Origin of the sequence: Myxococcus guangdongensis, from assembly GCF_024198255.1 — a bacterium.
Classification (GTDB): domain Bacteria; phylum Myxococcota; class Myxococcia; order Myxococcales; family Myxococcaceae; genus Myxococcus; species Myxococcus guangdongensis.
Genome location: NZ_JAJVKW010000020.1, coordinates 143563 through 168206 on the forward strand (window position 1 = coordinate 143563; position 24644 = coordinate 168206).

The 24644-nt window shown below is 69.9% G+C and carries 22 protein-coding genes; 7 read left to right on the forward strand and 15 right to left on the reverse strand.

Features of this window, described 5'->3' with window-relative positions; genetic code table 11:
* Positions 1-141 precede the first annotated feature (141 nt).
* The gene (locus LXT21_RS40195; protein WP_407667095.1) at positions 142-1167 is read left to right on the forward strand and encodes an MBL fold metallo-hydrolase; all 1026 of its coding nucleotides are present in this window, start codon (positions 142-144) and stop codon (positions 1165-1167) included.
* Between the two features lie 114 nt (positions 1168-1281).
* The gene (locus LXT21_RS40200) at positions 1282-1872 is read left to right on the forward strand and encodes a HupE/UreJ family protein (RefSeq protein ID WP_254043576.1); all 591 of its coding nucleotides are present in this window, start codon (positions 1282-1284) and stop codon (positions 1870-1872) included.
* Positions 1873-1883: 11 nt separating this feature from the next.
* Here LXT21_RS40200 and LXT21_RS40205 read toward each other — a convergent pair whose 3' ends face one another.
* On the reverse strand, positions 1884-2819 hold the full coding sequence (locus LXT21_RS40205) for a LysR substrate-binding domain-containing protein (RefSeq protein ID WP_254043549.1): 936 nt from the start codon (positions 2817-2819) through the stop codon (positions 1884-1886).
* Positions 2820-3212: 393 nt separating this feature from the next.
* Here LXT21_RS40205 and LXT21_RS40210 point away from each other — a divergent pair, with 393 nt between their 5' ends.
* Positions 3213-3797: a TetR/AcrR family transcriptional regulator gene (locus tag LXT21_RS40210; protein WP_254043550.1), complete on the forward strand. Its 585-nt coding sequence runs from the start codon at positions 3213-3215 to the stop codon at positions 3795-3797.
* A 6-nt stretch (positions 3798-3803) separates the two neighbouring features.
* Here the strand turns inward: LXT21_RS40210 and LXT21_RS40215 are convergent, their stop codons facing one another.
* The 7 genes from LXT21_RS40215 to LXT21_RS40245 all read right to left on the reverse strand — a co-directional run bounded on the left by LXT21_RS40215 (position 3804) and on the right by LXT21_RS40245 (position 10964).
* Positions 3804-4457, reverse strand: coding sequence for a tetratricopeptide repeat protein (locus tag LXT21_RS40215; protein WP_254043551.1), 654 nt, complete (start codon positions 4455-4457; stop codon positions 3804-3806).
* Positions 4458-4981: 524 nt separating this feature from the next.
* Entirely contained in the window at positions 4982-5713 is a 732-nt protein-coding gene (locus tag LXT21_RS40220; protein WP_254043552.1) for a DUF7873 family protein, read from the reverse strand.
* 76 nt (positions 5714-5789) lie between these two features.
* Positions 5790-6374 (reverse strand): hypothetical protein, encoded by a 585-nt coding sequence (locus LXT21_RS40225; RefSeq protein ID WP_254043553.1) that lies wholly within the window; start codon positions 6372-6374, stop codon positions 5790-5792.
* Positions 6375-6393: 19 nt separating this feature from the next.
* Positions 6394-7170 carry an enoyl-CoA hydratase/isomerase family protein gene (locus LXT21_RS40230; RefSeq protein WP_254043554.1) on the reverse strand — a complete coding sequence of 259 codons (777 nt, stop codon included), beginning with the start codon at positions 7168-7170 and terminating at the stop codon, positions 6394-6396.
* A 76-nt stretch (positions 7171-7246) separates the two neighbouring features.
* A complete protein-coding gene (locus LXT21_RS40235) occupies positions 7247-7627 on the reverse strand; it encodes a hypothetical protein (protein ID WP_254043555.1) in 381 nt (126 codons plus the stop codon).
* 29 nt (positions 7628-7656) lie between these two features.
* Entirely contained in the window at positions 7657-9735 is a 2079-nt protein-coding gene (locus tag LXT21_RS40240; RefSeq protein ID WP_254043577.1) for a methyl-accepting chemotaxis protein, read from the reverse strand.
* A 434-nt stretch (positions 9736-10169) separates the two neighbouring features.
* Positions 10170-10964 (reverse strand): hypothetical protein, encoded by a 795-nt coding sequence (locus LXT21_RS40245; protein WP_254043556.1) that lies wholly within the window; start codon positions 10962-10964, stop codon positions 10170-10172.
* Positions 10965-11246: 282 nt separating this feature from the next.
* Here LXT21_RS40245 and LXT21_RS40250 point away from each other — a divergent pair, with 282 nt between their 5' ends.
* From LXT21_RS40250 to LXT21_RS40260, 3 genes are all read left to right on the forward strand, one after another.
* A complete protein-coding gene (locus LXT21_RS40250) occupies positions 11247-13226 on the forward strand; it encodes an APC family permease (protein ID WP_254043557.1) in 1980 nt (659 codons plus the stop codon).
* Between the two features lie 411 nt (positions 13227-13637).
* Positions 13638-15194, forward strand: coding sequence for a YncE family protein (locus LXT21_RS40255; protein WP_254043558.1), 1557 nt, complete (start codon positions 13638-13640; stop codon positions 15192-15194).
* A gap of 12 nt (positions 15195-15206) precedes the next feature.
* On the forward strand, positions 15207-15728 hold the full coding sequence (locus LXT21_RS40260) for a hypothetical protein (RefSeq protein ID WP_254043559.1): 522 nt from the start codon (positions 15207-15209) through the stop codon (positions 15726-15728).
* 71 nt (positions 15729-15799) lie between these two features.
* On the opposite strand, the gene LXT21_RS40265 is transcribed toward LXT21_RS40260, so the two are convergent.
* The 7 genes from LXT21_RS40265 to LXT21_RS40295 all read right to left on the reverse strand — a co-directional run bounded on the left by LXT21_RS40265 (position 15800) and on the right by LXT21_RS40295 (position 24099).
* Positions 15800-16894 carry a serine/threonine-protein kinase gene (locus LXT21_RS40265; protein ID WP_254043560.1) on the reverse strand — a complete coding sequence of 365 codons (1095 nt, stop codon included), beginning with the start codon at positions 16892-16894 and terminating at the stop codon, positions 15800-15802.
* A gap of 227 nt (positions 16895-17121) precedes the next feature.
* The gene (locus LXT21_RS40270; protein ID WP_254043561.1) at positions 17122-17775 is read right to left on the reverse strand and encodes a hypothetical protein; all 654 of its coding nucleotides are present in this window, start codon (positions 17773-17775) and stop codon (positions 17122-17124) included.
* A 270-nt stretch (positions 17776-18045) separates the two neighbouring features.
* Positions 18046-19203: an endonuclease gene (locus tag LXT21_RS40275; protein WP_254043562.1), complete on the reverse strand. Its 1158-nt coding sequence runs from the start codon at positions 19201-19203 to the stop codon at positions 18046-18048.
* Between the two features lie 232 nt (positions 19204-19435).
* Positions 19436-19972, reverse strand: coding sequence for a DUF4833 domain-containing protein (locus LXT21_RS40280; RefSeq protein ID WP_254043563.1), 537 nt, complete (start codon positions 19970-19972; stop codon positions 19436-19438).
* Between the two features lie 280 nt (positions 19973-20252).
* Complete coding sequence (locus LXT21_RS40285; protein ID WP_254043564.1) at positions 20253-21854, reverse strand: hypothetical protein; 1602 nt, start codon at positions 21852-21854, stop codon at positions 20253-20255.
* Positions 21855-22057: 203 nt separating this feature from the next.
* Positions 22058-23566, reverse strand: a complete 1509-nt coding sequence (locus tag LXT21_RS40290) for a hypothetical protein (protein WP_254043565.1) — start codon at positions 23564-23566, stop codon at positions 22058-22060.
* A gap of 134 nt (positions 23567-23700) precedes the next feature.
* Complete coding sequence (locus LXT21_RS40295) at positions 23701-24099, reverse strand: hypothetical protein (protein WP_254043566.1); 399 nt, start codon at positions 24097-24099, stop codon at positions 23701-23703.
* Positions 24100-24336: 237 nt separating this feature from the next.
* On the opposite strand from LXT21_RS40295, the gene LXT21_RS40300 reads away from it, so the two are divergent.
* The gene (locus LXT21_RS40300) at positions 24337-24558 is read left to right on the forward strand and encodes a DUF3185 family protein (RefSeq protein ID WP_254043567.1); all 222 of its coding nucleotides are present in this window, start codon (positions 24337-24339) and stop codon (positions 24556-24558) included.
* Positions 24559-24644 lie beyond the last annotated feature (86 nt).

Here is a 24644-nt window from a genome sequence, read left to right on the forward strand (position 1 = left end):
GCCCGGCGGGCGGGGAGGCGGGCGCCAGCGTGGACGTCCGGGCTGCTGGCGAGGTGGCCAGAGTCAGGGAGGCCCGTTAGAAGAAGCCGCATGGGTTCTTCCAGACGGGATTGTGGGCCTTCGGGCCCGAGGCTCGAGCGGATGCGCGCCTCACAGCGGTACGAGGATGGCCGGTTTCGCAACACCGCCCCGGTGGGGCCCGGCCTCCAGGGCAATCCGCTCCCGCTGCTCGGCGAGTACTTCTTCGGCGGCACCCAGCGCACACCGCCCGGTGTCCTCCCGCTGGAGAGCCCGCTCGAGGCGTGGGCCCGGCGGCCCGACTCCGGCCTGCGCGTGACGTGGCTGGGGCACAGCACGATGCTGCTGGAGCTGGACGGCGCGCGCATCCTCACCGACCCCGTCTTCGGCGAGCGCGCCTCGCCCATGTCGTTCGCGGGCCCTCGTCGCTTCCACCCGGTGCCGGTGTCCCTGGAGACACTCCCCGAGCTGGACGCGGTGCTGGTGTCGCATGACCACTACGACCACCTGTGCCGTGCCACCATCACCGCGCTCGCGAAGCGGCGGGTCCCGTTCATCACCGCGCTGGGTGTGGGGATGCACCTGGAGGCCTATGGCGTGGCGCCGGAGCTCATCACCGAGCTGGACTGGTGGGAGAAGCACTTGGTGGGGCCGGTGACTTTCACGGCGACGCCCTCGCAGCACTTCTCGGGGCGCGGGCTGGCGGACAGGAACCGGACGCTGTGGGCCTCCTGGGTGCTCGAGGGGGAGCGGCATCGGCTCTTCTTCAGCGGCGATACGGGGCTGACGGAGGAGTTCCGCGAGGTGGGCCGGCTGCATGGCCCGTTCGACCTGGTGATGCTGGAGGTCGGCGCGTTCCATCAGAGCTGGGGTGGCATCCACCTGGGGCCGGAGAACGCGCTCAAGGTCCACGAGATGCTGGGCGGGGGACGGCTGATGCCGGTGCACTGGGGCACGTTCAACCTCGCGCTGCATGCGTGGGACGAGCCCGCGGAGACGCTCGTCCGACTGGCCTCGGAGCAGCAGGTGCGCTTGTTCACGCCCCGCTTGGGGGCCGCGAGCGAGCCGACGCGCGTCGAGGTGGCCACGCCCTGGTGGCGCGAGGTTTCTTCCCCGGAGTTGGCCCCGCGTCCCGTGCTGGGCGGGTAGGCGGCCGTGCGGGCCGCTGATAGTCCCTGGCTATCAGCCTCATCCAAACGATGTCTTGGAACGGGGCACTCGCGATGGGCATCTTTCCCCGCACAGGTGGAAGGAGCCTTGACGATGCCTCTCATCGCGCTCGCGGGTGTTGGTTCGGGTGCGCTGCACGCGCTGGCGGGACCGGACCATCTGCTGAGCCTCGCGCCGCTGTCCGTCGGACGGCGTCAGGGGGCCTGGCGGGTGGGGTTGATGTGGGGGCTCGGCCATGGGCTCGGCACCCTGGTCGCCGCGGGTGTGTTGATGGTCGTCCTGTCCGCGGTGCACCTGGAGTTCGTCGACCAGTGGGCCGAGCGCATCGCGGGGTTCGCGCTGGTGAGCATGGGCGTCTGGGGCCTGAAGCGGCGCGTGGTGACGGGCGATGAGGCGCGGCAGTCGCGCGGTGTCGTCGCGGTGGGGCTGGTCCACGGACTGACGGGCGCGTCCGCGCTGCTGTTGATACTTCCCGTGACGGTCGCGGGGACGGGGCTGGAGCAGGCCCTGTTCCTCGGGGGCTTCTCGGTGGGCAGCACCCTGGCGATGTCCGCGCTCACCGCTGGCATCGCCGCCTTCTCCCGCGCGAAGCGGGTGTCCTCGAAGGTGGCCACCCACGTGCCCCGCGTGGCCTCCACGCTCTCCATCCTCCTGGGTGGGGCGTGGATGGCGGGGAGCTTCTGACGGCGCGGGGCTCAGCGACCGCGCGAACGCGCGGGCGGGGCGTCGGGGTAGTGCTCGCGGAGCACGGCGGACAGTTCGCGCAGCGCGCTCGCGAGGGGCGTGCTGCGTCGCCACACCAGCGCGAGTGTCCTGTGGGGCGTGGGGGCGGCGATGGGGCGGATGTCCAGGTCCGCGCGTCGGCTCTCCGTCGGCAGGGCCAGCGCGGGCAGCAGGGTGACTCCCGCGCCGCCCGCCACCATCTGCGCGAGCGTGGAGAGGCTGGTGGCGCGGAACTCCTGCTCGTGGGTCCTGGCGCGTGAGCAGAAGGAGAGGGCCTGGGCGCGCAGACAGTGGCCCTCGTCCAGGAGGAGCACCTTCGCGTCGCGCAGCTCCGAGGGCGTCACCGGCGTGCCCTTCGCGCCAAGCGGGTGTCCCTTCGGCGTGACGAGGAAGAACACGTCCCGGGCGATGATGTCCCGCTCCAGGTCCCCGATGTCCGCCTCCAGCGCGAGCAGCGCCGCGTCCAGCGTGCCCGCCTCCAGCTCGCGGGTCAGGACCTCCGTCTTGTCCTCCACCCACGCCACCGTCAGGCGCGCGAAGCGGCGGCGCAGCGCGGGCGTGAGCGAGGGGAGCAGGTAGGGCGAGACGGTGGGGATGATGCCGATGCGCAGCGTGCCGTCGAGCGGATTGCCCACGCGCCGGGCCTCCTCCTGGAGGTCATCCGCCTCCAGCAACAGGCGGCGGGCGCGCTCCACCAGCCGCTGGCCCGCGGCGGTGGGCAGCACGCGCTTCTTGTCCCGCTCGAAGAGTCGGACCCCGAGCGCCTCCTCGAGCTGCGCCAGCTGCGCGCTCAGCGAGGGCTGGGAGACGTGGCAGAGCGCCGCGGCCTTGCGGAAGCTCAGGCTGTCCGCGACGGCGACGGCGTACTGGAGCTGCCGCAACGTGAAGGGGTGGGGCTGGAGGCGCACGGTGCCCGTTGTATCGCGTCCAGGTTCACGCCTTCGCAAGCACATCGCACTGCCGACCGGGCTTCCGACGTCCGGGAGCGTGCGCCTCAGTGTCCGCGCGCCCTCGTGCGATGACAGGACACCCGGCACGACGAGCACCCGTCTCCCTCCTCGCCGTATCTGCGCGGCGCTGCCGCCTCGTGGCGAGGATGCGTCGCCCCGGGCTCGACTTCGCCAGGGCATGTCTCAGCGCGGCGCTGCTGCCTCGTGACGCGCTCGTGATGGTCGGCCGCCCGCCAGTGCAGGGGAGCAGTTGGAGGGTTGCTCCAACTCAGCTCGGACACTCAGTCGCGGATGACCCGAGGGTGGACCGCGCATAGGGTAGGGCGCATGGGGCCAGCACGACGGGATGGGGTGAAGCGACGCGACGAGCTGCTGGACGCGGCGTTGCAGTGCTTCACGGAGCGGGGTGTCCTCGGCACGGGCATCGAGGAGATTCGCAAGGCCGCGAAGGCGAGCCCCTCCAGCGTCTACCACCTGTTCGACGGATTGCCGGACCTGACGCTGGCGCTGCTCCTGCGCACCTTCGAGCGGCTCTTCTCGCACCAGACCGAGCGCGTGCTGGCCACGTCCACGGCGGAGGAGGCGGTCCTCGCGCTGGTGGACGGACACCTCGAGTGGGTCCTGGCCCATCCGGACGAGGGGCGCTTCATGTACCAGGCCATCGCGATGGAGCTGCGTGCGGGCGCCGCGGAGGTGTTGCTGGCGCGAAAGATGGAACTGCTCGGGCCCATCATCCATCACACGGCGCGCTTCATCGCCGAGGACGGGGTGCCCGTGTGGACGCCCCTGCAACTGGACGTCGTGTTGCTCGGCCCCAGTCACGAGGCGTGTCGGCGCTACCTGGGCGGCGCGGCGTTGGACCCGACGTGGATGCGCTCACGCCTGCCGAGGCTCGCGTGGCGGAGCATCCAGGCCGAGCTCCCGCGCTCCTCCTGATTCTCTTCAGCCGCCGGTCACCACCGCGCGCAGCCACGCGAGGTACGTGCCCACGCTCGGCGTCACCTGGGCCTGCGTCCAGCGCAGCTTGCGCACGTGCCGTGGGCCCTTCGCCTCGGCCTCGAGCGGCGCGAGCATCTCCAGCGCTTCGTCCCGCTGCTGCTGCTTCGCGAGCTGGAGCGCCAGGTCCAGCTTCACCTCGAACAGCGACGCCTCCAGCGCGAGCGTCTCGCGCAAGAGCAAGATGGCGCTGCCTCGCTCCGAGGCGCGGGAGAACTGGAGCCGTCCGCGCAGCAGCGACTTCACCGCCTCCGCGCGATGTCCCTTCTGTACGTGCAGCCGCGCCACCTCGCGCCACAGGTCCAGCTCGCGCGGGAACAGCTCCGTCGCCTGCGCGTACACCGCGAGCGCCTTGTCGGCGAAGCCCTTGTCCAGGTGCGCCTGGGCCGCCGCGCGGAAGCTCTCCAGCGCGGCCTCCGGCTGCTTCGTCTTCGCCAGCAGCGGCGCGAGCTTGCCCAGCACCACCGCGTCCTTGGGCTCCAGCTCCAGCGCCTTGCGGTAGCCGGAGATGGCCTTGTTCAGCCGACCCTTGGAGCGCGCGAGGTCCGCGTCGGTGACGAGCTGGGAACGGGAGGGGGGCGTCTTGCTTCCGAACAGCATCGACTCCGCATTGAAGGCGCCCCGCGAGTCAGGGGCAACCCCACCCGCCCTGTCGCGCTGCACCGTGGACGCTCAGCGCCCGATACTCGACAGCCCGGATGGAAGATTCCCAAAAAAAGTGGGCCCGATCAGGGTGTCCTCCTGACCGGGCCCGGGGTGCTGCCATGTTGGAGTCCGCACGTTTAAGTCTTCGCCTCAGGATGAGGCCTCGTGTCCTGCGATTGAACGACCGCCGCGCGAAGGGTGAGACAAGCGGCGGGCTGGAATTGAACCAGCATCTCGAGGAGAAGGGCGAGGACGGTTGATCGGACCCACGACAGCGAATGTTGAGTTTGGAGTGAGAGTCTGAAACTGGGGTGCTTCGCGGGCCCGGTATTTGTCGCTCGCCTCTACCATTTGGGCTACCCCGCCACAGGGTTGGCGGGGGCAGGGCTCGAACCTGCACTGGAAGACGACCCGGGAACGCTCGGCGTCAACTTGCTGCTGAGTTTGAGTTTGTACTCCGTAGGACTGCGTGCGCGAGCCTAGCTGAAGAGGTAGCCGAGGAGAACATCCCCGGCCTTCATCTCCTCCGCCGCGACGGCGTTGGCTTCCTCGCGCGCGAACTTGACCGCTTGCTGGAGCTTCTCCACGCGCTCCAACAGCTCATTGACCCGGACGGCCGGCAGGGCGCCCGAGTACTTCACCGTCTTCCAGTAACCGACGACGATGTCCTCGTAATAGACCTCCACCTGGGCGGGGTGCTTCTCGGTGGCCTCGGCCTTCACGTGGTTGCGGGGGACCTTCTTCGTCTTCGCCGTCTGCACGGACTCGGTGGCCCACAGGCCCTGCGCCGGGTCCGGAACCCAGGACTCCGACGGGTCCAACGTGGGCAGCTTCTTGACGAAGGTGTGCAGGTCCACCAGCTGCTTCTCGAGGAAGAGCAGGTACGTCGCGGGCACGCCCTTGAGCAGGACGCGGCCGTCCACGCTCACGTCGGCCTTCGCGCGACAGTTGGTGAGGTCCTTGGTGGCGGTGACGTCGAAGAGGCGGGTGAGGATTTCCTTCGTCTTCTTCAACACGTCGTCGGTGCGCACCTGCACGCGCGTGGACTCGGGGGGGAAGCGCTCACCCTCTTCGTCCCGGGGCTGATAGGTGCGGGAGATGCCGTTGAGCAGCTGCGGCTTCTGCAAGTCGTGGTGCGCCTGGGTCAGCTCCTGCTGGGAGCGGTTCTTGACGCCCTTCTCGACGGCGATGATCTGATTGAGCTTGGTCACGATGTCGTTCTCTTGAATTTGAGTTGCGGCGCTCGACGTGTCGTCGCGAGTCTACCTGACGGCGACGACGCGTTCTTCAGTGCGGCCGGCCGTAGCCGAGGAGCGCGTCATCCTCGAATTCCGCGACCCATCCCACCGGCAGCGCGAGCGCGGACAGCAGGGCGGGGCGGCGATGGAGCAGGGCGTAGAGGGGGAGCGACTCCGGCTCCTGTCCGGTGGCGGCGCCCGGGGGGATGATGAGCCAGCCGGAGTCGGTGGCCTCGGGGGCGCGGATGCGCGCGACGGCGAGCCGCGCGCTGGACTCCCAGCCGGGCAGGGCGTCGACCCTGTCGCCATAGCGGGGGAAGAGCGGATCGGTGCCCACCGTCTGGGTCGTCTCCAGCATGCGGCCCTGGACCCGCAGCGTCACGGTGATGTCGTCGCGCCAGCCCGTCATCGGGTCGCCGGCGAAGTCGGGCTCGGTCACCACGAGCGAGGTGCCGCGCGGGTCGAGTCTCAGGCTGGACCAGCCGAAGCGCAGCGTGCGGCCGGGGAGCAGGCCCCCCGGCGGGAGGCGGGTGAGCACACCGAGCACCCACTCGGCCTGCTCCTCCGCGTCGTCCTCGCAGTGCAGCACGACGTGGACGCCGTGGAGGTGTCGTTCCAATCGAAGAGGGGCCATGTGCTCACGCTCCTTCTGGCTAGCGCCCGTGGAACACAGGGGGCCTGCGGGCCGCGGCGGCCGCGAGCCCCTCGCCCAGGTCGGCGCTGCCGTAGCTCTCCGCCTGGAGCCGGGCCTCTTCCTCCAACGCACGGCGCAGGGCCGCGCGGTCCAGGCCGAGCCGTTGCTTGAGCCCTCGGGTCGCGAGCGGCGCGTTGGACGCGATGGTGCGGGCGAGCGCCAGGGCGCGGGGGCGCGTCTGGTCCGCGGGCGTGGCCTCCAGGGCGAGGCCGAGCCGGGCGGCCTCGCGGCCATCGAAGCGGCGTCCGGTGAGCAGCAGCTCCGCGGCGCGCTGGGGACCTGCTCGCAGCGGGACGAGGAAGGTGGCGCCCATGCCGGGGTGCAGGCCGAGCTGCACGAAGTTGAGCGCGAGCTTCGCGTCCTCGGAGGCGATGACCAGGTCGCACGCGAGGGCCACGCACAGGCCCGCGCCGATGGCGGCGCCCTCGACGGCGGCGACGGTGGGCACGGGCAGGTCGAGGAGGCAGAGGTAGCGCGAGTAGAACTCGAGCATGAAGAGGCGGGCCTCCTCGAAGGGCAGCTGGCGCAGGCGCTCCAGCATCTGGAGGTCCCCGCCGGCGGAGAACGTCCCGCCCGCGCCGGTGAGGAGCACGGCGCGCACGTCGTCGCGTCCCCGCAGCGCCTCGACGCGCTCGCGCAGCGCGATTCCCAGTTCGGGGGTCATCGCGTTGCGGCGGGCCGCATCGTTCATCGTGAGGGTGGCGACGCCATCCTCCACCTCCAGCAGTACGTTCATGGACTGGACAGTCATGGGCGGACTGTAGCCGCCTGATTGTCCCCGTCCACCTCGTCCGGAGGCCCCGCGCGCGGGCTCAGTAGAGCGTGAGGCTGATGTCCTCGCCCGGCTGGACGGCGATCTCCTGCTCGCTCTCGAAGCGGCGCTCGCTGCCGATGTTCCTGCTGCCGAACGTGCCGATGATCTCCACCCCGAAGCGCACGCGGTCCGTGACTCCCACCAGGTCCGGGGGCAGCACGAAGCTGCGCGTGGACATCCCCGGCACCGTGCCCAGCCGCACCCTCCGCGCCCCGTTGAGGGCGTAGAGGTTCACGTCCACCGTCTTGCGGCTCTCCACCTGGACCGTCGTCTTGGGCCGGGGAGGCTTGTCGGCGTCCGCCGCCTGCGTGCTGGCGCAAGCGCAGGCGAGGGCGCCGAGGAGCAGCAACACGACCGACAGCGTGGCACGGGTGGGCATGGGAGCTCGCTTCGTGAGAGGGACCTCGTTCAGCGATGCGCGGTGACGTGCGTGGCGCTCTCCGTCCGGAGCGACTGGGTGGCCAGGCCCGACATGCTCTCCGCCAGCGACTGCACGGAGCGCGTGGCCTCCTGGGTCTCCTGCACCGTCTTCAGCGTGCGCTGCATCTGGCCGGAGAGCTCCTGGATGGCCAGGGCCATCTGCTGGGTGCCCGCGTCCTGCGCGCTCACCGCGGCGGTGATCTGCCGCATGCTGGCGCTGGAGTCGCCAATCAGCACCGCCAGCTCCTGGAACTGCGCGCTGGAGGTGCGCACCGCGTCCAGGCTCTGGCGCACGCGCTCGTCGCCCTTCTCGCTGAACTGGGCCGCCTCGCGCATGCTCGCGCTCACGCCGTTGAGCACCTCGCGGATGCGGTGCGTGGCGCGGATGGACTGGTCGGCGAGGCCGCGCATCTCGCGCGCCACCACGCCGAAGCCCCGGCCGCTCTCTCCGCTGCGCGCCGCCTCGATGGCCGCGTTGATGGCGAGCATGTTGGACTGGTCCGCCAGGTCCTTCACCGAGTCGACGATGCCGGACACCTCGCGCGTGCGCTCGTCGAGCGCGAGGATGCGCCGGGCCATCTCCGACACCTCGTTGCGGATGGCGGCCAGGTCTCCCAACGTGCGCTCCAGCGCGGCGCTGCCCTCGCGGCCCACCTGCTCGGCGCCCTCGGCGGACGCCGCCAGCGAGCTGGCCTTCTCCGCCGTCATCTGCGACGAGCGGCGGATCTCCTTCACCGTCTGCTCCGCCTCCTGCAGCGCCGCGGCCTGACGGCTGACACCCTCGGTCTGCTGATCGCTCGTGGAGCGCAGCTGCTGCACCACGGTGGCCAGCTCCCCGGCGCCCGTGCCCATGCGCTCGGCGAGGTTGCGGACCTCCGCCTGCCGCTCCTCGAGCTGCCGGGTGTGGGCCTCCAACGAGCGCACCACCTCGATGGAGCGCCGCGCGACGATGCCCAGCAGCGACAGCGTCAGCGCCAGGTAGCCCCAGTGCGACACATTGCCGAACGACACGCTCAACACGCCGATGACCGGCAGCACCGTGAGCGCCAGGAACAGCACCAGGCCCCCCAGGCCGCCCATGAAGATGCGCGCGTCGGGGTTGCCGCGCCACGCCTCCATCGCCGCCACGATGAAGCACACCAGCAGGATGGTGAAGGAGAAGGGCAGGAAGGGCACCAGGATGCGCTGCGCCGTCCCCAGGTCGACGAAGACGGTGAGCGCCGCTACCGCGCACAGCGCCGTGTAGCCCATGGCGCCCAGCCGGAACCACCTCCGCTGGTTGTCCAGGATGGCGTCCGACACGAACTCGATGAGTCCGGACACGAGCAGGAAGATGCCCAGCACCGTGAAGCGCGTGGCGGTGATGGGCGCGTCCCAGAGCGCGTTGGGCATGCCGCTCAGGCCCAGCAGCACGAAGCCGCCGCTGGCGGAGAAGACCGCCAGGCCCGCGAGCATCCGCCGCCGCCAGTGCATCAGGAACGCACCGCCCGAGCCCAGCGCCACCGACAACAGCAGCATGCCCATGACGAACGGCGCCTGGCCGTCGCGCGTCACCAACGCGAGCAGCTGGTGGCGTGAGCCCACCTGCGCGCCCTGCGCCACGCCGATGTTCGGGTTGCTCGACTGCACGCGCAGCAGCAGGTGTCCCCCCAGCGCCGAGCGAGGCACCGGCACCAGGTGCCAGGCCATGTTGTCGGACAGCTCCGCGCCCGACGTGTTCAGCTTGCCGCTGACGTAGACGCGTTGGCCGTTGGCGTACGCCTCCACGGCGTTGGTCACCTCGCCGAGCATCACCGCGGGCTCCGCCCACGGGCCTTCCGGCAAGGGGATGCTCAGCCACAGGAACGTGTTGGTGCCGCGTCCCGGTGGCGGCTTGTTCGCCTCCACCGCGCGCCAGTCATCGGCGACGTTGGCCGTCTGGGCCCACAACGGAATGCCATCCGTTCCGGGAGGAGAGTCTCCCCAGCGATAGCGCCAGCCTTCCTTCAACTGGACGGGAGCGCCTGCCTCCGCGGCGGCGCTCGCTGTCGGCGCGTGCAGGAGCGCCACGAACAACGCGCAGCCCATCAGGGCCAGCTGCGCGGCTCGGCGCGATGGGTTGTGAAGCCTCACGGAACATGCGTGTGAGGCAAGGCTGTCGAAAGTTGTCGGGGTAGGGCGGTGGGCAGCCATGAGGGCCCCAATGCTCGACCGCTCGATGCATGCCTGTAAATAGGTCTGCATCCCCTGACATGTAGGAAAGGTTTGGGAGGGCTTTTCGGGAGGGGCTTTTGCGACCCGGGTTCAAATGCCACTGGGCATCCGATGCTGGAAAATGACGCAATGTACCGTGTCCCGGGAACATTCGGCCGAGGCTTCTCACGCCGTCGTGGTCCCCGCCGCGAGCCCCCTCCAGGTCGCGTGGGACTTCTTGGCGAACGACGCGGCACGCCGGAGCCGCTCCCCACCTTCTTCGACGTCAGCGGGTGAGGGGCTCCGGTCCAACGCGCGCGAGGCGTGCTTCAGAATGCGCGGAAGATGCCTCGCACGCCGAGGGTGAAGAGCGCGTGGAAGCCATCATCGACGGCGCTGACGGCGCTGGTCTGCGAGGGCAGGCCGGTCACCGTCACCGTCTGTTCGCCGGTGCGCACGGTGTAGCTGCCCACCGACGCGGTGAGGATGGGCCCCAGCGCCAGGTAGTGGGTGACGCGCACGTCGCCGCCCACGCTGATGCGCGCGTAGGTGGGGCCGCGGTCCTCCACCCGCGTGTCGATGCGCGCCGGCGCGAAGCCACCCGTGGGCAGGGGCACCTGCGTGTCACCCTTCACGTGGCTCTTGAGGAACTCCATGCCCACCGACAGGCCCACCCACGGGTCGAAGCCCGACGCCGGGTTGATGTGGTAGCGGACCTCCGGCCCGAAGCGCCATTGATAGTTGTTGCAGTCGAAGCCCTCGGGACAGGAGATGTCGTTCGTCTTGGTGAAGACCTTCTCCCACGAACCCCAGACACCCACGTAGAAGCGCGGGTTGAGCCGATAGCCCACCTCCGCCATCAGCGGCAGCGAGGCATTCGCCGCGTCGGTGATCTTCAGGTCCTCGCGCGAGCCGGTGCGCGACGTGCCGTCCTTGTACACGTGGCCCGCGCCCAGGCCCAGGTTGACGCCCAGCGCCACCTGCGGCCCGGACATCCCATGCGCCGCGCGAACGTCCATCTCCACCGCGCCCGACTCGGCTGTCTGTGGTTCCTGTGCCCATGCCGTCCCGGACACTCCCAGGCTGGCGATGACTGCCAGCGTCCAGCGGTGCTTCTTGGCCATGCGTGCTGCCCTCCAACGTGACTCGTGGGGTTTCACGGAGGTGGCTCCTCGGGGTGGACCCCGTGAACCGGACCCGAGGGCCAAGCGTCCGGCGCCGACACATGGCGCTCCGGGATGTCCACCGCGAAGCACCCGCCTGTCCGGAAGGAGGCGGGGTGGGGAGCGCCGGGCCCCCCGCGTCCGGCGCCTCCGCGCCATCGCGCGCCCGTCCGCTCACACGTCCTGCCTGGAGCGGGGCGTCCTCACCATGTCCTCGGACCCCGGAGGGAGGACCGCGAGCGCATGACGAAGCCGACGCGGGCGAGGAGCTCCCGGAAGCCAGCCGGGTGGAGCTGGACGGACCTGTTGCTCGGCCGTCCGCTCACCAGCGCCCAGGCCTCCCACGAGCAGGTGGGCGTGCTCGCGGGCGTGGCGCTCCTCGGGTTGGATGCGCTGTCCTCCGCGGCCTATGGCCCCGAGGCCGCGCTCACCGTGCTGCGTCCCTTGGGCAGCGCGGGCGTGGGGGTGCTGCTGCCCATCACCCTGTGCATCGTGGGGCTGCTGGTGGTGGTGGCCTCCTCCTATCGGCAGACCATCGCCGCCTATCCGCGCGGCGGCGGGGCCTACACCGTGGCGCGCGAGAACCTGGGGCGGCGCGTGGGGCTGCTCGCCGCGTCCGCGTTGCTGTTGGACTACCTGCTCAACGTGGCGGTGGGCATCTCCGCGGGCGTGGGGGCCATCACCTCCGCCTTCCCCGCGCTCCGCCCGCACACGCTCGGGCTCGCGCTGGGGCTGCTCGGCCTGCTCACCCTGGTCAACCTGCGCGGCGCCCGCGAGGCCGGCGCCCTGTTCCTGTTGCCCACCGTGCTGTTCATCGGCTCGCTCGTCGCGCTGCTCGCGGTGGGGACCTTCCGCGCGGTGGCGGCCGGAGGCGCGCCCGTGCCCGTGGTGGCGCCGCCCGCGCTGCCGCCGGCCTCCACGGGGCTGGGCGTGTGGCTCCTCCTGCGGACCTTCGCCAGCGGCTGCACGGCCATGACGGGCGTGGAGGCGGTGAGCAACGCGGTGCCGGTGTTCCGCGCGCCCTCGGTCCGCCTCGCGCGCGTCACGCTGTCGCTCATCATCCTGGTGCTCGTGGTGCTGCTGGTGGGCGTGGCCGTGCTGTGCCGGTTCTATGGCGTGGGGGCGACGGTGCCGGATGGCCCCGGCTACCAGAGCGTGTTGTCGCAGCTGCTGGCGGCGGTGACGGGGCGGGGCGTCTTCTACTACGTGGCCATGACGTCCATCCTCGGGGTGCTCGCGCTCTCCGCCAACACCAGCTTCGCGGGCTTCCCGCGCGTGTGCTGGCTCCTGGCGATGGACCGCTACCTGCCGGTGGCCTTCGTGCACCGCGGCCGGCGGCTGGCGTACTCGCGGGGCATCCTGCTGCTGGCGGTGCTCGCGGGCGCCCTCATCCTCGCCTCGGGCGCCGTCACGGACCGGCTCATCCCGCTGTTCGCCATCGGCGCGCTGCTGGCCTTCACGCTCTCCCAGGCGGGGATGGTGGTGTATTGGACGCGCCACCCGTCGGAGGGGTGGCGATGGCGCCGGGCGCTCAATGGTCTGGGCGCGGCGATGACGGGCCTGGCGCTGGCCATCGTCTGCGTCGCCAAGTTCACGCATGGGGGCTGGGCCGCCGTCGTGCTCATCCCGCTGGGCGTGCTCCTGTTCAGTCGCGTCCACGCCGCCTACCTGCGCATGCGCCGGGAGACGGGCCTGTCGCGCCCGCTGCGCCTGGACACGCGCGAGAGCCTGGTGGCGGTGGTGCCGGTGAGCCGCTGGTCCCACGCATCGGAGACGGCGCTGCGCTTCGCGCTGGGGTTGTGCCAGGACGTCCGCGCGGTGCACGTGTGCACGGACGACGATGATGTCGTGCCCGGGACGCTGTCGCGCGAGTGGGCCCGCTTCGTCGAGGAGCCCGCGGTGCGGGCCCGACTGCGCCCACCCCGGCTGGAGCAGCTGCCCTCGCCGTACCGAGGCCTGGTGCAGCCGCTGCTCGACTACGTGGACGGGCTCCTGGCCGAGGACGCGCACCGCACCGTGGCCGTCGTCCTGCCGGAGCTGCTCGAGCGCCAGTGGTATCGCGCCGTCATGTATGGCCGCCGCGCGGAGCTGCTGCGCAGCACGCTGCTGTTGTCCGGGGCCCGGCGCGTCGTCGTCATCAGCGTGCCGTGGTACCTGCGCTCGGACCTGGAGTCCCGGGGACACGCCCCGCTGGAGCCCGGCGCGCCGAGCGCTCCCCACTGAGCGCTCCGCGACTGCAATTGTTTCCGCTCCCCCGGGTCAAGACTTTCCGGTTCCGCCGCGCGTCGCGTCGCGCCTCCCCGCACGTCGGATGCCCCGGGGGATGAAACACCTTTTCATCACAGGTCACCGCGGCGGTCTCGGGCCACCAGCGTTCGAGAATGTCCAAGGTTCGCCGCCCGGTGATGAATAGGCATTCACGACCGCGAGGCGTGTCCGCTGGCGCCGTGGAGATGCCTGGTGATGCAGGGGACTCCGGGCACCTTCCGTGCAGGGTCCGCGGCGCCCCTTGTCACCAGTGTCCCCCAGGGGGCGTGGAGGCCTCAATTGAATCGCAGATGGTTGGGAATGCTGCTGGGCGCGGCAGTCTGGGCGCCTGCTGTCCAGGCACATGATTTCCGAGCGGAGAAGCTCGTGAACGGCGCGAAGCTGGCGGCGGTCAATGTCTATCCGACGACGCTGACCTTCACCTTCAGCGCCACGAACATCCACCCGACGCTGGAGTCCATCCTGCTATCGGCGATGGACCCCCTGTTGACCTCGTGCACGATGACGCCGGCGCCGCCGCTGACGGTGCCCGTGGGTGGCAACGTCACCTATACCTGTGAGTACACCATCAACGACTATGACCAGTGCGTGGCGCTGGGACTCCTCGACACGAACCCCAACACGCCGGACTTCGACGCGACCTTCACCAACGTCTTCAGCATCGGTTGGGACAACGGCTCCGCCCAGGACGCCGTCAACGTCATCTGCGCGAACTGGAGCATCCTCTCCTGCGACGACAGCATCTACGTCTCCACGGCGTCGTCGTCCACGGGCGGGCTCCCGATGGGGCCCTCGAAGCTCTACGTCTTCGACCCCGCGAGCGCCTCGCTGTCGCTCCAGGGTGAGAGCGCCGTGCCGTACAACGGCCTCGCCTTCAACCACGTCGACGGGTTGCTGTATGCCATCTCCTCCGATGGCGTGGGCGCCGCGGACCTGGTCCGCGTGTCCGCCAATGGCTCCACGACCATCGTCGCGCCGATAGCGACGGGCGCCGCGGAGTCGGCGGCCTGGGCCTCGGGGGCCGTCCTGGAGAACGGGGACTATCTGGGGTTCGAGATCGACACCAACCACCTGGTCCGCATCAACACCGCGAACGGTGGGACGCTGGCGGACTTCGTCGTCGGTACCCCCGCGACGTTCCGGGTGGCGGACTTCGCCGTGAGCCCCGTCAACGGTCTGTTGTATGGCTTCAACAGCGCCACCCAGCGGGTGACGGTCATCAACCCGTCGACGGGGACCTTCCAGGACTACGCGTCCCAGTCGCTCATCGACGGCGCGAAGTCCGTGGGCAACTCCATGGTGTCCGCGTTCTTCACGGCGACGGGGCAGTTGTTCTTCTACGGCTCCACGAACCTCAATGGCAATCTGGCCAATACCTTCTACTCGGTGGACCTGTCGACGGGGGCGCTGACCACCATCTCCACGGGGCCAGCCACCCAGTTCGCCGATGGCGCGACGTGTGCCTTCAAGGACGGAGGCACGCCGTCGCCCATGCTCACGCGGGACCACGGCTTCTTCGGCTCCAGCGAGGTCGCGTTGAAGGAGTGTCTGGCCTCAGGCCCCGTCTCGCTGGGGAACCTGGGCGTGGTGGGCACGGAGGAGGGCGCGCTGGGGGTGCTCTGGGCGAACCCCGCGATCGCGCAGAGCGGCGCGGTCCGCACGCCGATGGAGTCGCTCAAGGCTCGCGCGGCGCGCGAGTTGCTGACGGCCACGTGCAACGCACGCTTCTTCGGCACGCCGCTGCCGGAGACGAAGGGGCTGGAGGCGTGGATGGCGCCCAACGCGATGCTGATGCAGAAGGCGCTGGGCACCCTGGAGAAGCACAACCGCTCCGGGATGCGGACGGCGGTGCCGTTGAGCAAGAAGGCCTGGAAGCTGGATCCGCTGAAGGGACAGGAGCGGGCCGTGGAGCCGCAGTACTGAGAGGGGGATGACATGTCGACGAATCCAAACTGGAAGATCCTGTCCGGAGTGTTCCTGGCGCTGTCCTTGACCGCGTGTGACGGCGGCGACACGGTGCCCATCGAGGTCCCCGAGGGAGACCGCTTCGAGCTGCGCCTGCTGGGGCAGGACGCCGAGGACTACGAGAAGTTGATGCTGGGCGTGGGGCGCGTGGAGGTGATGGTGCAGGGCCGGCGGGTGCCGTTCCAGCTGTCCTCCGCGGCCCGGGCCATGGACCTGGCGCGCACGGACCACGCGTATCTGCTGGGGTATTTCTACCTGCCGGCGGAGGCGGACTCGGCGGACGTCCGGGTGCACTTCGATGACGTGGGCGCGTTCCGGGAGTCGGGCGTGTCGGGCCTCATCAACGCGCGCTCAGGCTCGCTGCTGTTCACGACCCGGCGCGCGGAGCTGGAGAAGCGCAAGCACGTCGTCGTCCAGCTGCACCTGAACGACAGCTTCTTCCAGGGACGTGGCTCGAGGGTGCTGTTGCCCTCGACGTTCGTCGTCCACTGAAAGAGCGGTGGGGGGAGGGGGGCTGCTCGCTGGTGGCCGAGAGGTCTCCAGCGGGCAGCGGTTTTTTCGGGCTAGAGCCCGAGCGCCACACCCACCACGATTCCCACGAGCGTGGCGCCGACGACCAGGAGGTTGTCGCGCCAGGGGGAGCGTCGCTGGACGGGCGGCGCGGGGACGGGGGCGGGGGCGGGCTTCGGCTCGGGCTCGGCGCTGACCTGCGAGTCCAGGGGCGCCGGGTCGAACTGCGTGACCTCGTCATCCTCGTCGTAGAGACCCATGGCCGCCGGCGCGGGCACCGGTTCGGGCTCGGGCGGGCGCTCCACGAGCCGCAGCGTGGGGGCCTTCTCCACCTGGGCCCAGGGCCGCAGCGCGTCCGCCATCTCCTCCGCCGTCGCGAAGCGCTCGGCGGGGTCCTTGTGCAAGGCGCGGGCGATGAGGCGCGCGAAGTCCTCCGGCACGTCGGGGCGCAGCTCCGACGCCAGGGGCGGCACCCGCTCGATGATGGCGGAGAAGAGCGCCACGGTGTCCGCCACGTCGATGGGCTGCTTGCCTGTCACCATCTGGAACAGGCAGGCGCCCAGCGCGTAGACGTCCCCGCGCGCGTCCACCGGCAGGCAGCGAACTTGCTCGGGGGGCATGAAGGAGGGCGTGCCCACCCACGCGCCGGCCTCGGCGCCCACCGATTGGGCGTCATCCTCGTGGAGCAGCCGGGCCACGCCGAAGTCCAGCACCTTCACCTGGTCGCCGGTGACGATGAAGAGGTTGTCCGGCTTGATGTCCCGGTGGATGACGCCCGCCTTGTGCGCGGTGTCGAGCGCGGACAGCGTCTGGAGCGCCAGCGTCGCGGCCCTCGCCACGGGCAGGGGGCCCTGCTCCTTGAGCACCAGCCGCAGCGTCTGGCCCCGGAGCAGCTCCATCACCATGAAGGGCGGCTCGTCCTCGTTGCACTGGAAGTCCTTCACCTGGACCAGGTGAGGGTGGATCAGCCGCGCGGTGGCGTGTGCCTCCCGCCGGAACCGCGCGAGCACCGCTTCATCGTCCATCAGGTGCTGCTGGAGCACCTTGATGGCCACCACGTCGTCCGCGTCCACCGGCGCCGCCTCGTAGACGATGCCCATGGCCCCCACGCCGATTCGCTGACGCAGCTGATACCTCTGACCCAGCAAAGTTCCAACGCGAGCTGACGAGCGACTCATGAATCAACCGGTATACCCAAGTGGCGCACATGGCGAGGGGGTATCCGCCTGATGACGTATGTTTCAGTCGTTGATACCTCGAAAGCCTTGATGAGCCGGACAGGATGTGCAGGTCGCGGCCGTGACGGTCTCGCCACGTGAAAGGCCCTTCTCGGGCCCCGAGAGCGAAACCGCCCGCGAATACCGCGACACTGGATTCAGAACAGGAAGCCGATGCGAACCAGGTCCATGTCCACGTCGAGGATGGCCCGGTCACCCCGCGCCACCACGTCGTGGCTGTTGCGGATGAAGGCGTACTGCGCGCCGATGTCCACGCTGTCGCGGCGCTGGTTGAAGCTGTAGCCCACGCCGAGGCCGACGATGGGCTCGAAGAAGAAGGCCTGGCCGCGCGTCACCGCCCGGTAGCCCACGTCCAGGCCGAGCGTGAGCTGGAAGCCCTGCTCGTCCTCGTACTGCAGCGAGTAGTTCCTGCCGTTGGGCCGGTAGCGCAGCGTCTCCCGGCTCCAGGTGCCCGACAGCCTCGGCTGCAGGAAGATGCCCTGGCCTCGTGGCCGCGGCGAGGGCTTCCAGGCCACGCCCAGCGTCATCTTCAACTGCCGCATCTTGGAGCAGCGCGACGGCTCGAAGTCACACCGGTTGGCCGTCATCATGGGCGTGATTTCGAGCACGCCCGTGGTGCTCTCCGAGAAGCGCCGCCCGAAGCCGACGGGGAGGGCGACGTGCAGCCGCTCCGTCATGGGCCCCGCCAGCAGCAGCGACAGGTGCGTCACCGGCGACAGCCAGAGCGCGTTCTTCGGGGAGGCGTCGTCCTCCCCCTGCGCATGCACCGCGGGCGCGAGGAGGAGCAGCACGGCGAGGGCAATCCGTTTCAGGGTGTCGCTCCTGTTGCTGGGTGGCGATTGTCTCCAAGCAACACCCATGCCTCGCGTCATCCCCATCGGCACCGCCCGTGTGTCCCGGCGGTGGAGGGGCTCTTTTCGCGACAGGATTGTCAGGACCGGGCCCCGAGCCCACGGACGGCGCTGTCGCGGTCTCCGGCGCGCCGGGGGCGCCAAAGACAGACGGGGCTGGACGGTGAGTGCCGTCCAACCCCGTGGCTCAGCGCCGCGTGAAGCGAGCGCCTAGAAGTCCTTGATGCGGTCCGCCAGGCTGGCGTTGTCGATGAAGGCGTTGCTGTTGCCCTGGATGTTGGAGACGCGGCGGTTGCGCTCGATCTCCGCGGCGTCCACGGCGTCCAGCTTGTTCCACGCCTTGAGGGCCGCTTCCTCGTCGTTGGGGATGGGCTTGTTGTACGTGGAGGAGAAGTAGAACATCGCGCGCGCCACGTTGCCCTTGTGGGAGTCGGGCGGCTCGAAGACGGTGTTGCCCTTGCTGTCCGTGCCCAGCTTGGCGCCGTTGTGGCTCCACTTGACGTTGACCACCTCGCCGAAGGGGAAGCTGCTGCGGCGGGAGTTGGCCTTGCTGTCGGTGGGGAACAGGTGGTGCAGGTCGCTCTTGGCCGCGCCCGTGGCGCCCTTGGACTGGGGCCAGGTGTGCTCCACGTTCATCACCGTGTTGTTCGGAATCTTGCCGCCCTTGGTCTCCAGGCCGGTGTAGACGCACTCCACGTTGCCCGCGGCGTTCACGTCCAGGCTGGTGAAGATGAGGCGGCGCGCCTCGTTGTAGCTGACGACCTTCTTGTCGGAGGACGACTCGCGCACGGCGCGCAGCAGCGCGTCGTCACGCAGCCCGTCGAAGGGATCATCCGACGGCTCGGGGTCCGGCTCGGGCGCCTTCGTCTCCGGGACGATGTTCAGCCCCCACTGCTTCAGCGTGCCCGTGTCGCCCTTGGCCTGGTCCTGCACCTCCAGCGTCCAGGTCCCCTTCGTGGACTCGCCAGCGAAGGCGCTCAGGTCGAAGCTGCCCTTGAGGTCATCCGCGGAGCCACCCTGGCGGCTGGACACCACCGCGCTCTTGCCGGAGGGGGCCGTCAGCTTCACCGTCAAATCGCCGCGGTACGTGTGGGCGATGTCCAGGTCGAGCTTGAGCGACTCCACCTTGGCGTCGTCGGGGACGTTCAGGGTGCTGGTGACGGTGGAGTTGTCCTTGATGGCCGCGTTGGGGCTGGTGGTGTGGACCAGCGGGGCGGCCTGGGCGCTGGCGCCGGCCTTCAGGCCCTCGGTGGCCGCGTTCGACACGGTGGGCTTCACCGGGACGAAGACCGCGCCGAGCTTGGTCATCAGGGAGGGAGACAGGCCCGCGAGTCCGGAGCGCGAGGGCTCGAACTCGTTGCGAGCCACCGACGGTGTCCGGGCGGCGGACGTCTCACGGGTGGTCTCAGTTTCAGTCGGGCGGGCGGGGAGGGGCGAGCGACGGGGGCCGACGACACTGGTCATGCAGGCATTATCGGCGGCGGCGCGTCCCAGGTTGTCCCGTCTCCGTGTCTTTTTTGATGACGCCGGAAAACTGGGGATTTCCCGGCGACGCCTGCGTCTTTTCCGGGGTTTGGCGGCGCGGTGGGATGTGACGGGCTCAGTTCCGCAGGAGTTCGGTCTGCGTCCGGCCGTCGGCGCTGACGCCATCCAGTCGGACGAAGTCGATGGAGAAGGGCCAGGAGGTCTTCACGAAGATGTGGAGCAGCTGGGCGGTGCCGGCGCCGAACTTCGTCCAGGCCTGCACCGCGCACCCGCCTCCTTGGACCTGGGTGGTGGTGAGGTCGATGGGGCGATCCGCGAAGGCCTTCAAGCGGATGCGAATCCGGCCGCCGTCGGGCGTGAGCTCCACCTGCTGCGAGTCCGCCAGGCCGTAGGCGGGTTGCTCGACGCCGAGCAGGTCCTCCACCTCCGCCTCGCCGCGCTCCAGCATGCGCCAGTAGACGCGCACGGGTTTGGTGCCCACCGGATGGCAGGCCTCGTCGAGCCGCACGGCGTAGTGGACCTGGTTGCGGTTCTCACTCCGGGACAGGAAGAAGGCGGACGGCTCGTGGGGCGACGGCTCCGCGAGGGCCCGCGCGGGGAGGAGTGCCAGCGCGGCGGTGACGATGGTCCTGAGCCAGACGTTGCGGTGCACGACGGTTCCCCCCTCACACGGCGGAGTGACGCGGACGGCGATGCTGGGACGGTGAACACCCCAGGCGCCGACTTCTGTCACCCGGCCAGAGCCTTTCGGCCGGGCGGTGCCTAGCATGGAAGGCGTCCCGGGTCTGCTTTCGCGCGGGCCCGAGTGTCCTGCCGTGGGCGTCACGCGCGTGGCCTGACTTAACCCCGGCCCCTGGCGGCCGCATGACGAACCGCCAGGGAGGGATTGCGCCGGAGCCCGGGTGGCGTGTGCCCCGGGCCCTGGCGGTCCATCACGGCGTGGTGAAGAAGGAGCTGATGGCCTCGGCGCTGTGGAAGGGCAGCTTCTCGAGCGACGTGAAGGGCTCGCTCAGGTCGAAACCCGGCGACACGATGGAGGCCACGCGCAGGTAGTAGATGCTGTCGGGCTGCAGCGTGCCCGGGGGCAGGCGAAGCTGGGTGGTGGAGCCGGGGGCGTAGATGCTGCCGGCGGGCCGCAGGAACCGCAGCTCCGAGTCATACCGGTAGATCGACACCCGGTAGGCGTGGGGCGTGCCAAGCGTGGGCGGCGTCCAGGCGAGGACGGGGCTGTTGGTGCCCACCTCGCGCTGCACGCTCGCGGGGACGCCGTCGATGGTCAACGCGCGGGGCGGAGACACCCGCGGCTGCACGGGGCCGGCGATGAGGTTGTCGAACACGTCGTACGAATAGAGACGACCCGACAGGTACATGGAGATGCCCGAGTCATCCGGCACCGGGGACAGGACGCGGAACGGATAGCTGTGGATGCCGACCAGCCCCCAGCTCGAGGGGAAGGGATTGCCGAACTTCAGGCGGCTGGTGAAGTTGAACGACGCGCTCCGGGGGAGGAACAGGTTGAGCAGCTCTCCGGAGTAGCCCACCCAGCGCCCGCCGGTGTTGTGCGCGTTGGGGAGGACCTCGAAGAGGGGCGTGGAGCCGGTGGCCTGCGGGTGCACGTCCGTGGCGAACTGGGTGTAGACGGGCAGACGCCACTCGATGGGGAACTCGCGCATCGGCGTGGGCTGCAGGTAGCCCGACACGGCCAGCGGGGTGATTCCGTCCGGCACGTAGTCGAACGCGCCCATCTGCACGGAGCGCTCCACCGCGGCGTAGCCCAGCGCCGTCCCGTCCGGTGCCGTCCCGGCGCTGAACTGGCTGAGCTGATTGACGTACATCCGGTCGCCCTTGGACGCGTCGAAGATGGGCAGGTTGTAGCCGCTGCTCAGGCCGAGGTCGGCCTGGTTGGTGAGCAGCGTCGTCTGGCCGTCGGGAATCTGGTCGAAGATGTTCACGTACCCGAACAGGTCCACTTCACCGGAGGTGAGCTGGAGGCTGGAGCCGGGCTGCAGGCTGCTCCAGGTGTTCTGCCACGGCGCCAGGTTGAGCAGGTTGATCTGCAGCGCGGTGAGGTAGCTGTTCGAGTACTCGGCGTCCATCCGCCCCAGGCGGTTGCTGCCGATGTCGATGTGGCGCGCGTCGGTGATGACCTGCGTGGAGCCGGTGCGCAGGTAGTACGGGCCGGAGGGCACGTTGTTGAAGCGCCAGCCGCCGGGCACCGCGGAGCCGAGGATGATTTGGAAGGTGGAGCCCTGCTGCACGAGGATTTCGGGCGGATGGGCGGACAGGTCATTGACCTGCTCGGCGATGCCCACCGACGTGTAGAAGCGCGTGGTGTTGGTCACCAGCACCGCATCGGACGGAGGACCCGCGTCGGGCGAGGGGCCCCCATCGGTGGGGGAGGCGTTCTCCGTTCCCGGGTCGATATGCGACTGCCCATCATCCAGTTCCTGCTCATGCCTGGGTGCTTCGCCACACCCCACCAACCAGACCACGCATGCCGAGCCGAGTACCGCGGAGAGACGAACCAGCTTCACGAAGACCTCCTGATTGAAATGCCGCGGACACAATACGCGCGGGCACCTCGGCTCTGGCTGTCTGGGTGGATTTGTTCCTCATCGGGAAATCATCTGCCTGTGTTTTGCGCAATCCGTGCGCGTCGGGTGTGGTGCTTCCAAAGCCCTGCCCGGACATCGGGAGTGCCCGCCGCGCGTCTGTTCATGGGGTGCTGATGCCGGGCTCAGGTGTCGTCGCAGTCCCGGAGCGGGATGAACCACACCTGGAATGAGCCGGTGTCGTCGATGGCGCGAAAATAGATGCGGTCGCCGACGCGCGTGAAGCCTTCCGGGAGCGAGCTCTTCCCTCGGGTCGCGATGTCCGCCAGGGGGAGGGTCGAGGCGACGGTGCCGTGCGTGAACCAGGGCTCGAGCCCTTCGCCCGGCGCCGTGGCGGCGAAGAGGGCGGCGCCCTGGCCCACCGGGAACAGGGGGGAGGCGTACTCGTCACTCAGGCTGAGCGCTTCCGACAGGGGTTGAGTGCCCGCCGTGGTGCCGTCGGACGTCCAGAGCGTCGCGGCTCGCGGTGCGGGACCGGGGCTCGCGATGGCCACGGAGAAGAAGAGCCGCCCTCCCGAGACGGTGTATTGTTGAAGATAGGGATAAGCGGCCTCCTCGCCCGCATGGGGGTTGGGGAGGGTGGCGACCGAGCCCTTTCCGCCGCCACTCAACGACAGTCGCTGGATGCGCATCCGCATGCTCGAGGCGTCGATCGAGGCCAGGTAGGCATTGCCTTTCAATGTGCCGAGCAGGGTGACGCCCTTGCTGAAGGCATCCACCCGTCGGGTCCCCGCCGTGGTGCCATCGGTCCTCCACACCTCCGTGTTCGCGCCGTCCGCGAACAGGAAGAGCCCCACGTCCCCGGCCTGCCCCGTGCCGACGATGGGGACGGGCTGGGCATCCACCTTCTTGACGAGGGACGTGCCGGCGGCGGTGCCATCCGTGCGCCACAGCGCGGTGCCCTGCGCGGCCGAGGACAGGAAGAAGAGCTGGTAGGGGCCCACGCGCAGCGACATGTTCCCGAGCGCCGACTCCGGGCCGAAGCGCGCGAAGCGCAGCGTGCCCTCGGGTGTTCCATCGGTGTGCCACAACTCCAGCTCCGGTGCGCCGGGCGTGGGGCTCCATTGGCGCATGAAGGTGAGCTTCCCGTTCTGGGCCGCGACGAAGTTGAGGTGGGTGCCTTCAGGGCCCGGGGTCAGATCCTCGACCCGGTGCGTGCCCGCCTCGGTGCCGTCGCTGACCCACAGCTCGCCGCCTGTCGCGGGCTCGTCGAGTTGGAAGAACACCCGCGGGCCCACGGGCATCAGGTTGCGCAGCGCGGGGATGCCCACCGGGGCCGCGGGGAAGGACTTCACCCGGGTCGTCCCCGCCTGTGTGCCATTGCTGCGCCAGAGCGCGGCGCTGCCGTCGGACAGGTTGGTGGCGAAGTAGAGCGTGCCTTGGACGTCGGCGAACGACTCCGGGTAGGGGCCGTTGAGCGTGGCCCCGGAGCCGGGCGGGATGACGACCGCGAGGCGCGCGGGGAGCCCCGGGCAGACCTGCTCGGTGAGCGCCTGGCTCGCCGTGGCTCCCCGGAAGCCTGGCATGGAGCGGGCGGCGGGCGCGATGCCCGCTCCTCGAAGCTCCAAGCGGGTGGGGCCGCCGCAGCCGGCGAACACCAGGCCCATCAGCAGATACACATGTCTCGGTTGCATGTCCCTCTCCTCCGTGTCGACCACCGACGGAGGATGGGATGGGCGGAAGGGATTCCCCTATCCGGCAGCGAGGCGAGCCCCTATTCACGGACGGACAGGTGCCCTCCCTCGCAAGGGAGGACACCTGCACGGGATTACTGGGCGAAGGCCGAGCAGGCCCAGATGCCGAACGAGCAGAAGCAGTCCCCCGTGAGCTGTTCGCCCAGGCAGCAGTCCCGCGTGCGTCCATTGGGCGAGCACGCCTTGCCCGCGATGTTGCCGCAGTGATTGGCGAGCAGCAGGCACTCGGGGGCGGGGCTCGGGGTGAGCGGGCAGTGCTGGTAGAGGCCGTCGCACTCGACATACGCCCCGTCGGAGGCGGAGCAGGTGTTGCCCTGACACGACAGCGTCCCGGTGGCGCACGTCGTCGCACAGGTGACGAGCGCGCTCGACTCCGTCCCGAGTGCCTCGGCGGGCTCCTCGACGCCAGTTCCTCCACAAGCCACCAGGCCCGAGACAGCGAGCGCGGCCAGCAGCGCCAGATGATTCTTCATCGGATGGTCTCTCTTTCAGGCGGATACAGGATGACGGACACCCGGATGGCGGGCGCCGCTGACGTCGAATCGAAGCACAGGGCATGGCGATATCGCCATGGAGTTGTTCTTGAATCAGGGTGGCTGATTCCTGGCGGTCCGCGGGGTGGGGCGGGGTCCGGGTGAAGGGGGCTTCTGAGTTCCCCTCGGCGCGTCACCGGGCGCTATAAGGCTGCCAGGACAGCTCGAGGAGAACTCGTGGGAATCATCCGGCTCGTGGGAGTGATGCTCGCCGTGGCGGGCGGCGTGTTGCTGTGGACGGGGCTCAATGCGCGGGAGTCGCTCACCGAGCGCGCCACGCAGGCCTTCACCGGCAAGTACACGGAGCAGACCACGCTGTACCTGGCGGGCGGCGGCGCCGCGCTCGCGGGAGGCCTCCTGCTGGTGGCGTTCGGCGGCGGTCGCGGCAAGCGTCGCTAGTCACTCGGGTGTGGAGGGCTGCCTCCTCGCGCCGTCTCGGCGCGAGTGGGCCTTGCCTCGTCTGGGGCGCTCGATGGCGCAGGCGT

What these genes read in the sequence shown, in the direction of transcription:
- LXT21_RS40295 (WP_254043566.1), bottom strand. Translation starts at nt 24,099, where the DNA reads ATGAAGAATCATCTGGCGCTGCTGGCCGCGCTCGCTGTCTCGGGCCTG.
- LXT21_RS40245 (WP_254043556.1), bottom strand. Translation starts at nt 10,964, where the DNA reads ATGGCCAAGAAGCACCGCTGGACGCTGGCAGTCATCGCCAGCCTGGGA.
- LXT21_RS40240 (WP_254043577.1), bottom strand. Translation starts at nt 9,735, where the DNA reads ATGGGCTGCGCGTTGTTCGTGGCGCTCCTGCACGCGCCGACAGCGAGC.
- LXT21_RS40260 (WP_254043559.1), top strand. Translation starts at nt 15,207, where the DNA reads ATGTCGACGAATCCAAACTGGAAGATCCTGTCCGGAGTGTTCCTGGCG.
- LXT21_RS40225 (WP_254043553.1), bottom strand. Translation starts at nt 6,374, where the DNA reads ATGGCCCCTCTTCGATTGGAACGACACCTCCACGGCGTCCACGTCGTG.
- LXT21_RS40290 (WP_254043565.1), bottom strand. Translation starts at nt 23,566, where the DNA reads ATGCAACCGAGACATGTGTATCTGCTGATGGGCCTGGTGTTCGCCGGC.
- LXT21_RS40230 (WP_254043554.1), bottom strand. Translation starts at nt 7,170, where the DNA reads ATGAACGTACTGCTGGAGGTGGAGGATGGCGTCGCCACCCTCACGATG.
- LXT21_RS40200 (WP_254043576.1), top strand. Translation starts at nt 1,282, where the DNA reads ATGCCTCTCATCGCGCTCGCGGGTGTTGGTTCGGGTGCGCTGCACGCG.
- LXT21_RS40215 (WP_254043551.1), bottom strand. Translation starts at nt 4,457, where the DNA reads ATGCTGTTCGGAAGCAAGACGCCCCCCTCCCGTTCCCAGCTCGTCACC.
- LXT21_RS40195 (WP_407667095.1), top strand. Translation starts at nt 142, where the DNA reads ATGCGCGCCTCACAGCGGTACGAGGATGGCCGGTTTCGCAACACCGCC.
- LXT21_RS40250 (WP_254043557.1), top strand. Translation starts at nt 11,247, where the DNA reads ATGACGAAGCCGACGCGGGCGAGGAGCTCCCGGAAGCCAGCCGGGTGG.
- LXT21_RS40235 (WP_254043555.1), bottom strand. Translation starts at nt 7,627, where the DNA reads ATGCCCACCCGTGCCACGCTGTCGGTCGTGTTGCTGCTCCTCGGCGCC.